The organism is Novosphingobium sp. PhB55 (genome assembly GCF_004368805.1).
Taxonomy (GTDB): Bacteria; Pseudomonadota; Alphaproteobacteria; order Sphingomonadales; family Sphingomonadaceae; genus Novosphingobium.
In genome coordinates, this window is the sequence record NZ_SODQ01000021.1 from 1 (window position 1) to 8,007 (window position 8,007).

7 protein-coding genes and 1 pseudogene are annotated in these 8,007 nt (G+C 61.4%); 4 read left to right on the top strand and 4 right to left on the bottom strand.

The genetic code is table 11. The annotated features are described in order from the left end of the window. Positions 1 to 159 precede the first annotated feature (159 nt). A pseudogene (locus tag EDF57_RS26175) lies at positions 160 to 525 on the bottom strand (IS21 family transposase); the annotation flags it as partial. Positions 526 to 844: 319 nt separating this feature from the next. Between EDF57_RS26175 and EDF57_RS25250 the strand changes: the two are divergent. The 3 genes from EDF57_RS25250 (at position 845) to EDF57_RS25260 (ending at position 4,135) form a co-directional block, all read left to right on the top strand. Next, positions 845 to 1,432 carry a hypothetical protein gene (locus EDF57_RS25250; RefSeq protein WP_208324974.1) on the top strand — a complete coding sequence of 196 codons (588 nt, stop codon included), beginning with the start codon at positions 845 to 847 and terminating at the stop codon, positions 1,430 to 1,432. 596 nt (positions 1,433 to 2,028) lie between these two features. After that, a complete protein-coding gene (locus EDF57_RS25255; RefSeq protein WP_134096386.1) occupies positions 2,029 to 2,937 on the top strand; it encodes a tyrosine-type recombinase/integrase in 909 nt (302 codons plus the stop codon). 4 nt (positions 2,938 to 2,941) lie between these two features. Beyond that, on the top strand, positions 2,942 to 4,135 hold the full coding sequence (locus tag EDF57_RS25260) for an IS91 family transposase (protein WP_134096387.1): 1,194 nt from the start codon (positions 2,942 to 2,944) through the stop codon (positions 4,133 to 4,135). A 475-nt stretch (positions 4,136 to 4,610) separates the two neighbouring features. Here EDF57_RS25260 and EDF57_RS25265 read toward each other — a convergent pair whose 3' ends face one another. Together EDF57_RS25265 and EDF57_RS25270 are read right to left on the bottom strand one after the other, a co-directional pair. Next, positions 4,611 to 5,357, bottom strand: a complete 747-nt coding sequence (locus EDF57_RS25265; RefSeq protein ID WP_134096388.1) for an NAD(P)-binding domain-containing protein — start codon at positions 5,355 to 5,357, stop codon at positions 4,611 to 4,613. 69 nt (positions 5,358 to 5,426) lie between these two features. Further along, the gene (locus tag EDF57_RS25270) at positions 5,427 to 6,227 is read right to left on the bottom strand and encodes an NAD(P)-binding domain-containing protein (protein ID WP_134096389.1); all 801 of its coding nucleotides are present in this window, start codon (positions 6,225 to 6,227) and stop codon (positions 5,427 to 5,429) included. An 81-nt stretch (positions 6,228 to 6,308) separates the two neighbouring features. On the opposite strand from EDF57_RS25270, the gene EDF57_RS25275 reads away from it, so the two are divergent. Further along, positions 6,309 to 6,890 carry a TetR/AcrR family transcriptional regulator gene (locus tag EDF57_RS25275; RefSeq protein WP_134096390.1) on the top strand — a complete coding sequence of 194 codons (582 nt, stop codon included), beginning with the start codon at positions 6,309 to 6,311 and terminating at the stop codon, positions 6,888 to 6,890. 361 nt (positions 6,891 to 7,251) lie between these two features. Here the strand turns inward: EDF57_RS25275 and EDF57_RS25280 are convergent, their stop codons facing one another. After that, positions 7,252 to 7,950: a DUF6118 family protein gene (locus EDF57_RS25280; protein ID WP_134096391.1), complete on the bottom strand. Its 699-nt coding sequence runs from the start codon at positions 7,948 to 7,950 to the stop codon at positions 7,252 to 7,254. Between the last annotated feature and the right edge of the window lie 57 nt (positions 7,951 to 8,007).

An 8,007-nucleotide genomic window follows, 5' to 3' on the forward strand; every position in this document is an offset into this window, starting at 1 on the left:
CATGGACGTGGGATCGCCGGTCGATTTCACCTACGACCTGCCCTTCGTCTTCACCGGCAAGATCGAGCAGGTCCACTTCAAGCTTGGCAAGACCGACATCGGCTAGGCGGAGATTGCGAGGTACAAGTCCCTATCGGCAGGCCCGGATTTAGGCTCGTTGATGCCCAGACATGACCGGTAGCCCTGTTCCGGATGGGGTTTGCCTCGATGACCTTTTCCACCAGCAGGGACAGCATCGGTCCGATCCGGCTTGCCTCTTCGCGGATCTTCGCCGGCGTCCATTCGCCGTAGCGCCGATGGCTGGAGGGCATGTGCTCGGCGATGGTGGTGTGCCGACCATTCCCGCTGCCTCGCATGTGCACGGCGGGCGAAGCGGTGCGGGACCGAGTAATGATGCCGCTCGATCGCGATATGGTAATCGAGCCCGACCCGGCAGCGGCGCCATTCGGCATGAACCCACGGCTCTGACGGCAGCGGCTTGAGGTTCGGAACATCGACTTCGTCAAACAGCTGGCGGCGCGTCTTGTCGCAATAGAACGCTCCTGATGAGCACGGCGCAGGCTCCGCGTAGCCAGGGTATACCCAGCCCACGAATGGGCGCTAACTGGCTGATTTTCAATCCGATCTCTCCCCCAAGATCAGGTGTTCGAATATGATAAGGTTGACTGACTACCCCCTACTCGTTTTTGTCACGTCCATTGTCTTGCTTTGGGCATCCGCGTGGTTTGGGGCGACAATCATACGGAAACGACGGCCTATAGCAGATGAATATCGGCAGGATTACGGAGCCTTGGTTGCCGCAATACTCACCATTATGGGATTGATAATAGGGTTCACATTTTCGATGGCGGTCGGTCGATACGATCAAAGGAAAAATTACGAAGAAGAAGAAGCGAACGCAATCGGCACCGAATATCTGCGCGCGGGGCTGCTGCCCGCCGCAGATGCGAAGCAGGTCCGTATGCTCCTGACGCGCTACGTCGATCAGCGGATCGTGTATTACGTGACGCGCAACGATCGGGAATTGCAGCAAACGAATCATCGAACTGCGCAGTTGCAAACCGATCTCTGGACCGCCGTACAGGCTCCAGGGGCAGCGCAGCCGAACCCCGTTGTTGCACTGGCGGTGGGGGGTATGAATGATGTGATCAACTCGCAGGGCTATTCACAAGCCGCCTGGTGGAACCGGATCCCATCCTCGGCATGGGCATTGATGGGTGCAATCGCCATTTTCAGCAGCGCTATGGTCGGTTACGGGGCCAAGTCGTTCAAGGCCGAAGCTTATTTTCTTTGGGTCTTGCCGGTGGTTCTCTCCATATCGTTCATGTTGATCGCCGATATCGACAGCCCGCGCAGCGGTCTGATCCTTTTGAAGCCACAAAACCTCATTAGCCTCGCGAATTCGATACGAGTGCCGCAAAGCACCCAATAACCGGCAATCATCATCCAAGTTTGGGCCGCAAGGCCGAAAGGCTGATTTCCAATGCTCGAACGGCGGCTACTTGGCATGAGCCGACATTCCCGCAGCCGCATCGGAACGGCATAAGCTGCGAAGGGTTTCGGGCGCTTGCGTACGAAAGCCTCCAATGCAGGAACCCGCAGGCCCCATGCGCTGGTCTATGGGTAAATGAGCTTTGGGATGGTTCTGGCGGGTAAACGTTGCCGGGCCGGAAGTGCGACTATCGGGCGGGACAGCGTGATTTCGAGCGGCGGGCGGGGGAAACTTTGTTCCCCGTCCGCATCATCCCTATCGGCCCAAGCCGACTATAACGATCATGTCTCTCTAGCCCCTTGATAATGAGAAAGGCGGACTGTCCGCTCCCGGGAACGCGAAAATGGCCGCTAAGCGTCGTATAAGGGTCGGTTTCACCGCGGTCAAACGCCGGGTCGTGCGACAAGTACGAACCCGCTGGCGCGGGAGTGGTGCTTTCCTTGAGGTCAGGCCAGTGATCGGCGGTCTGGGTCTAAGTTGAGATCTGGCCCGAGTAGGCAGACGATTCCGGCTCCTTTCAACCAAGGAGTCGTACCATGACCAATATTCTGTCTGATGCTCCCGTCACTGCGCTGCGTCAGCGCATGATCGAAGACATGAACATGCGCCGGTTCACGCGGAAGACCCAGTTCGATTACGTGCGGCATGTCGCGAGGTTCGCCACATATCTTGGGCGCCCCCCCGATACTGCAACGGTAGAAGAACTCCGGCAATTCCAGGTCGAACAGCGCGAGGCGGGCATTGGCATCCCGACCATGAACAGCGTGGTTTCTGCGCTGCGCTTCTTTTTCACCCACACCATTGACCGCCCGGATCTGTCCCGCAAGCTCTACACGGTCAAGAACCCTCGCGCATTGCCCGTTGTCCTCAGCCGCGACGAGGTTGTGCTCTTACTCGGCGCGACCAACTGCCTGAAGCACAAGGCTGCACTGTCCGTTGCGTATGGCGCTGGCTTGCGCGCCGCCGAGGTCACGATGCTGAAGGTCCGCGATATCGACAGCAAGCGCATGCTCCTGCGAGTGGAGCGCGGTAAAGGCGGGCGTTATCGTAATGCGCTCCTGCCTGCTGACCTTCTTGCCCTTTTGCGTGAGTGGTGGGCGGTTGGCCGCAAGCAAGGCGTCATGCACGCCGATGGCTGGCTGTTCCCGGGCATGCACTATCTCAAGCCGCTCAGTACCAGGCAGCTCCATCGGATCGTTGTCGATGCTGCCGAGGCTGCGGGTATCAAAAAGCGGGTCGGCCCTCACACTCTGCGGCACAGCTTCGCCACGCATCTGTTGGAAGATGGCGTCGATATTCGGATCATCCAGGCACTGCTCGGGCATGCGAACCTCGAGACCACCGCTTTCTACACCACGGTCGCAACTCGAACCGTGCGCGCAGTCATCAGTCCTCTGGACAAATTGACGACGCTGCTCGAGGCGCAGGTGGCTCCTCCCGGCTGAGCCGGTGCGCGCCTCGCTCGAGGTCGCCGATATCTTCCGTAGCGCCGGGCCCGCGTATCGCGCAGCCCATGCCGGGCATCTGAACCTCGGCCAGCTCAAGGTCATGACGGCCATCGAGAATTGCCGCACCGCCGCGCTGGGCGGTCACGTCGAGGCCTGCGACGACTGTGGGCACTGGCGGATCGCCTATAACTCGTGCCGCAACCGGCACTGTCCCAAGTGCCAGGGTGCGGCGGCGCGCACCTGGCTGGCCGCGCGCGAGGCCGATCTGTTGCCGGTGGGCTACTTCCACGTCGTGTTCACCGTGCCCGCCGAGATCGCCGACATTGCCTGGCAGAACAAGGCGGTGGTGTATGATCTGCTGTTCCGCGCCGCCGCGGACACGATGCTGACCATCGCCGCCGATCCCAAGCACCTTGGCGCGCGGATCGGCATCACCGCTGTGCTGCACACCTGGGGATCGGCGCTGACGCACCATCCGCATGTGCACATGATCGTGCCCGGCGGCGGCATCGCGCTGGACGGCACGCGCTGGGTCTCGTCGCGCCCCGCCTTCCTGCTGCCGGTGCGCGTGCTGGGGGCATTGTTCCGCCGGCTGTTCCTCACTCGCCTGTTGGCATTGTTCGATGGCGGCAAGCTGGCCTTCTTCAGCACCTTGGCTGGCCTCGCGACACGCAAGGCCTTCCTGCGGCATCTCTTGCCGATCCGGAAGAAGCGCTGGGTGGTCTATGCCAAGCCGCCCTTCACCGGGCCGCAGGCGGTGCTGGCCTATCTCTCGCGCTACACCCACCGCGTCGCCATCTCGAACCGGCGCCTCATCGGCTTCGACGAGACCGGCGTGACGTTCCGGTACAAAGATTATCGCCGCGATGGCGCCGAACGCCAGCAGGTCATGACGCTGGCGACCGACGAGTTCATCCGCCGCTTTCTGATCCACGTCCTGCCACGCGGCTTCCACCGCATCCGGCATTACGGCCTGCTCGCCAGTTCAACGCACAAGGGGGCCATGGCGCTCGCCCGCAGGCTGCTGGGCGTTGCCGCGCCGATCGAGAAGCCCGAACCCGATGAACCGCCCGATCATCGTCTGCCATGCCCATGCTGCGGCGGGCACATGACCATCATTGAAGCCTTCACCCGCTGGTGCCAACCGCGTGCACCGCCGCAGCCAGCACCGCAGACCCGGGAGAACACGCCATGACCCGGCGTGGCTTACCCTGCATGATGGCCGCGGGCACTGCGACCCGGCCCATGGGAGTAGGTGTGCCAACACCGCCAGCAAAGTCGAAATTGCGCTCATTGCCAGCAGGATCAGCGGCGAAACGAGAACAATGGCCATCTGACTTCCACGCTATTCCGCCCAACAAAGGCTGGGCGGCAGGCTTGCTTCAGCCAAACCAAGCAACACCAAAGCCCTTTTACCCATAGACCAGGGCGAGCCTCTCCGCGGGTCGTACTTGTAAGACTTTCGTACGCCTGCCGGCGCCCGAAACCCTTCGACTTTCCGGTCTTTCAAGTCAAACGCATTTGGGTGCGGCTTTACCCAGAAGCGGTCATTCCGATGATCCCCGGTTCAAGGGCAACAGTCCTTTAGCCTGCGCCTGAGGGTCACTTGTCGCTAGACGCACGTTGATCGTCGTCGTCCTCGCTTGGTCGGTTCTCCGAATGAGCGCCTTTCAAGGTGCGTTCAGCAGTCGGGAAAGCTGCACAATGAAATCCCGGCCGGGGTTCTGACCAAGGGTGAACCGCTCGCCATAGACCTGGAAGGCCAGGTCGGTCCGTCTGCGCGATCTTGCCAGATCAGCCGCTGCCAATGCTTCCGGCAACTCGGCCAGCGTGATCTCGGTGCAATAGGGAGGCGAGCCGCACTGCTGCCGCCAGGACTCCGCGATCGGGCCGGTGTCGAAGGCATCGAAGCCCGTCTCCTCGACGAGCGCCATCGTCACTTCGCGATCACGGGCACGATCTGCCGCGATCGGGGCGGCGATGCGATCCGGGTGACCCCCGGGGCGGCCCATTTCTTGCAGCGTCACGGAGTAGATCGAGTTCCAGGCTTTCGCGATGGGTCGGCCCAGTTGTTCGGTCACCCAGACGCTATCCGTCTTGCCGTTCTCGATCGCCTCGATTCTGTCGTCCCGCGCTGGAATGTAGTTGGACGTATCGATCACGACCGTTTCAACAGGCAAGTCGCCAAGCAGGGGGGTGAGCGCCGGGATCGCGGCGAAGGGGATCGACAGGATCAGGACTTCCACGTCGTTGACGACCTCCTCCTTCCTGACAGCGCGCGCGCCGGTGGACAGCGCAGCGGCGTCGATCGTGTCAGGTCCGCGCGAGTTTGCGACCTTCACGTCGTGCCCGGTTGCCGCGAGCTTCAAGGCCAGCGTCTTTCCGATATGGCCTGAGCCTAGAATGCCGATTTTCATGTCTATTCCTCGATTGGCAAGTGCCAGCCCGCTGGCGCGCGATTACCGCGCCGATCGGACAGCAAAGGGTTAGCGCGAAGCAGTGACCGCGCGATTGCGGGCGACGATCTGCTCATGGCTGAGAGGGGACTTTTCCTCCATGAAGCTCTTGATCAGCGCATCCCGGTCGATCGGCGCGCGCGCCTTGTTCGCGGCAGACAAGGCTTCCCTGAGTTCGGGCAGCGTCAGTTCCGTGCAATAGGCGGGCGTACCCGGCTGCTGGCGCCAGGAGCGGGCAAGATCGCCGGCGTCCAGTGCATCGAAGCCAGTCTCGTTCACGAGGTCGCGTGCAACCGTCTTGGCCTCTGCATCGTCGCCCGCGACGGGGATTGCAATCCGTCCAATCGTCCCCTCATCCGTACCGCCGTTGACAAGCGTCTCGGCTAGAAGAGCGTTGAACGCCTTGACCACGGGGTGCCCCAGTTGCTCGCTCGCCCATATGCTTTCCGGCTTGCCGTTATCGACGTCGGCGATGGTCCCGTCGCGAAACGGATAATAGTTGCCGGTGTCGATCACGACCACGTTAGACGGCACATCGGCAAAGACGCTGGCGACCTTGGGTATCTGGGCGAACGGGATCGACAGGATGACAACATCGACGTCCTTGACGGCATCCTGTGCTGTTACAGGAACGGCACCGATGTCCGCCGCCTTCTCGCGAATGTCGTCGGGGCCCTTCGAGCCCGCCATCTTGATCGAATGGCCGGCCGCTGCCAACTTTCGTGCGATTGTACCGCCTATGTTGCCCGCGCCGATAATGCCGATTTTCATGTCACTTCCTCTCAGACTGTGCAGCGCGCTTACCAATGCCGGACCCTGTTCAATCGACATCGAAACGCTATATGGAGACCCTCTCCGCCTAAACTGAGCAGATACGGAGAGGCTCTCCGATATTCAAGGGGTGATATCGTTATGCCTGGAATTCCCGGATCGTCGCCGCCTCGTCGGGATGCGCAGCTTAATCGCGCGCACATCCTCGCCGTGGCGCGTCAGGCGTTCGATCACGATGGCGTCGACGTTTCGATGGACGCGATTGCCAAGCGGGCGGCCGTCGGTGCGGGTACGCTCTATCGCCATTTTCCGAACAAGGATGCGCTGTTGGCCGCGTTGCTGGTTCTTCACTACGAGGAACTGGATCGACGCCGCATCGAGATCGAAGCTCAAGAGGCTGATGCCGCTCGCACGCTGGAGCTCTGGATCGAAGCGCTTGGCGACTGGATGCTGGCGTATGAAGGCTTGCCTGAGCCATTGCGCGCAGCGTGCCGGATCGCATCCCCCCTGACGCCGACGTGCCACGCCGTCATCGAAACGACGGAACGGCTGCTGCAGGCTGCCCAGCGCGCGGGCTTAGCAAGGCGGGCGATGACGGGTCGCGACATTTTTCTGGGAGCACTCGCCATTGCCTGGGCAGGCGGAGATGCGACGGCCGGCGAAGACACGGGCAACGTGCTCCGCACCGTCTTGCGCTTGGGCTGGCAGGAGACCAAGCGCTGATCCTGTTCGCATATCGCTAAGATCGAACCGACACGTGAACCTAACACGGGAGGGAGTTGGTATCGCTGGCGTCAAAACCGGTCGGTTTTGACACTGCTGAATTGGGAATTCCTTTCTGCGCATCCGTAGGTATCAAAACCGCGTATCAAAAGCGTCAGCTTCTAAATAATTCTATTATGATGGGCGACCACCGTAACGGGGCGAGCGGTGTTGCTCAGCTTCGTGAAGCTCCGGCGGCTGCTTCTGTTTGTTTCGGACGTTTGCGAGGACGCTTTCGAACGTCGTGGTTTGGTCGCGAGCTGCCAGAACTGGACCGCCTGCACCTGAGGCACAAACTTGTCCGTTGGGCGGGTCACGCCTGTCATTTCGACACACGGAACCGATGCCCCTTAGCACGCCCAATCCCAACTTGATTGGCTTTCCGACTGGCAGACTCTGCTGTTTCGGCGCCGTGACCCTCAACTGAACTCGATGCAGCTTTCAACTGCTGCCACTTCGCCGGATCGGCCACCTCCAGCAGCCGCACGCCCGCATTCCACTTGTCGCGCCCAAGGATTTTCGCAGCCCGCTCCTCAGGCCAATGCCAACCTACGGGCGCTATCCAGGGAATGGCTTCCAAAGCAACGCACATCAGCAAACCTCCAATGACGAAAGCCGTGCCGGCCCCGATTTTCATCCGCTTTGTTTGCGCCTGCCCCGTGCGAGCAGACGCGACGACACCATTGATGGAAGCGGTGGCCGCCCTAAGGTCGCTCCGCGCCCGCTCCCAAGCCTGATGATCTGCCAGACGACCATCCCTCCCCGCCGCCTCGACCTGCGCGGCGATCTTCTCCGGAGTCAGCACCATGGCCGGCAGCTCGGTGAAATTCTTCACCGCGCCGCGCACGGCCTGGAACTGGCCCTCGACCTTGGCGAACTCGGGACTGTAATCGCGGGCATGCATCTCCTGAAATTTGACGGCGAGGCCGTCGATGGCGGCGGTAAGCCCTGCCAGGCGCTGGCCCATGGCCTCGAACGCAGCCGCAGGATCAAGCTCTTGAGGGGTGTGGATGTTGGGCATCCGATCAGCTTATCTCGATTCCACGATCGCGCGAGCGGCCGAGCCAGTTCTGGATCT

Coding starts and splice junctions, on each gene's coding strand:
- EDF57_RS25250 (WP_208324974.1), top strand. CDS start 845: ATGGCGGTCGGTCGATACGATCAAAGGAAAAATTACGAAGAAGAAGAA.
- EDF57_RS25255 (WP_134096386.1), top strand. CDS start 2,029: ATGACCAATATTCTGTCTGATGCTCCCGTCACTGCGCTGCGTCAGCGC.
- EDF57_RS25265 (WP_134096388.1), bottom strand. CDS start 5,357: ATGAAAATCGGCATTCTAGGCTCAGGCCATATCGGAAAGACGCTGGCC.
- EDF57_RS25270 (WP_134096389.1), bottom strand. CDS start 6,227: ATGTCGATTGAACAGGGTCCGGCATTGGTAAGCGCGCTGCACAGTCTG.
- EDF57_RS25275 (WP_134096390.1), top strand. CDS start 6,309: ATGCCTGGAATTCCCGGATCGTCGCCGCCTCGTCGGGATGCGCAGCTT.
- EDF57_RS25280 (WP_134096391.1), bottom strand. CDS start 7,950: ATGCCCAACATCCACACCCCTCAAGAGCTTGATCCTGCGGCTGCGTTC.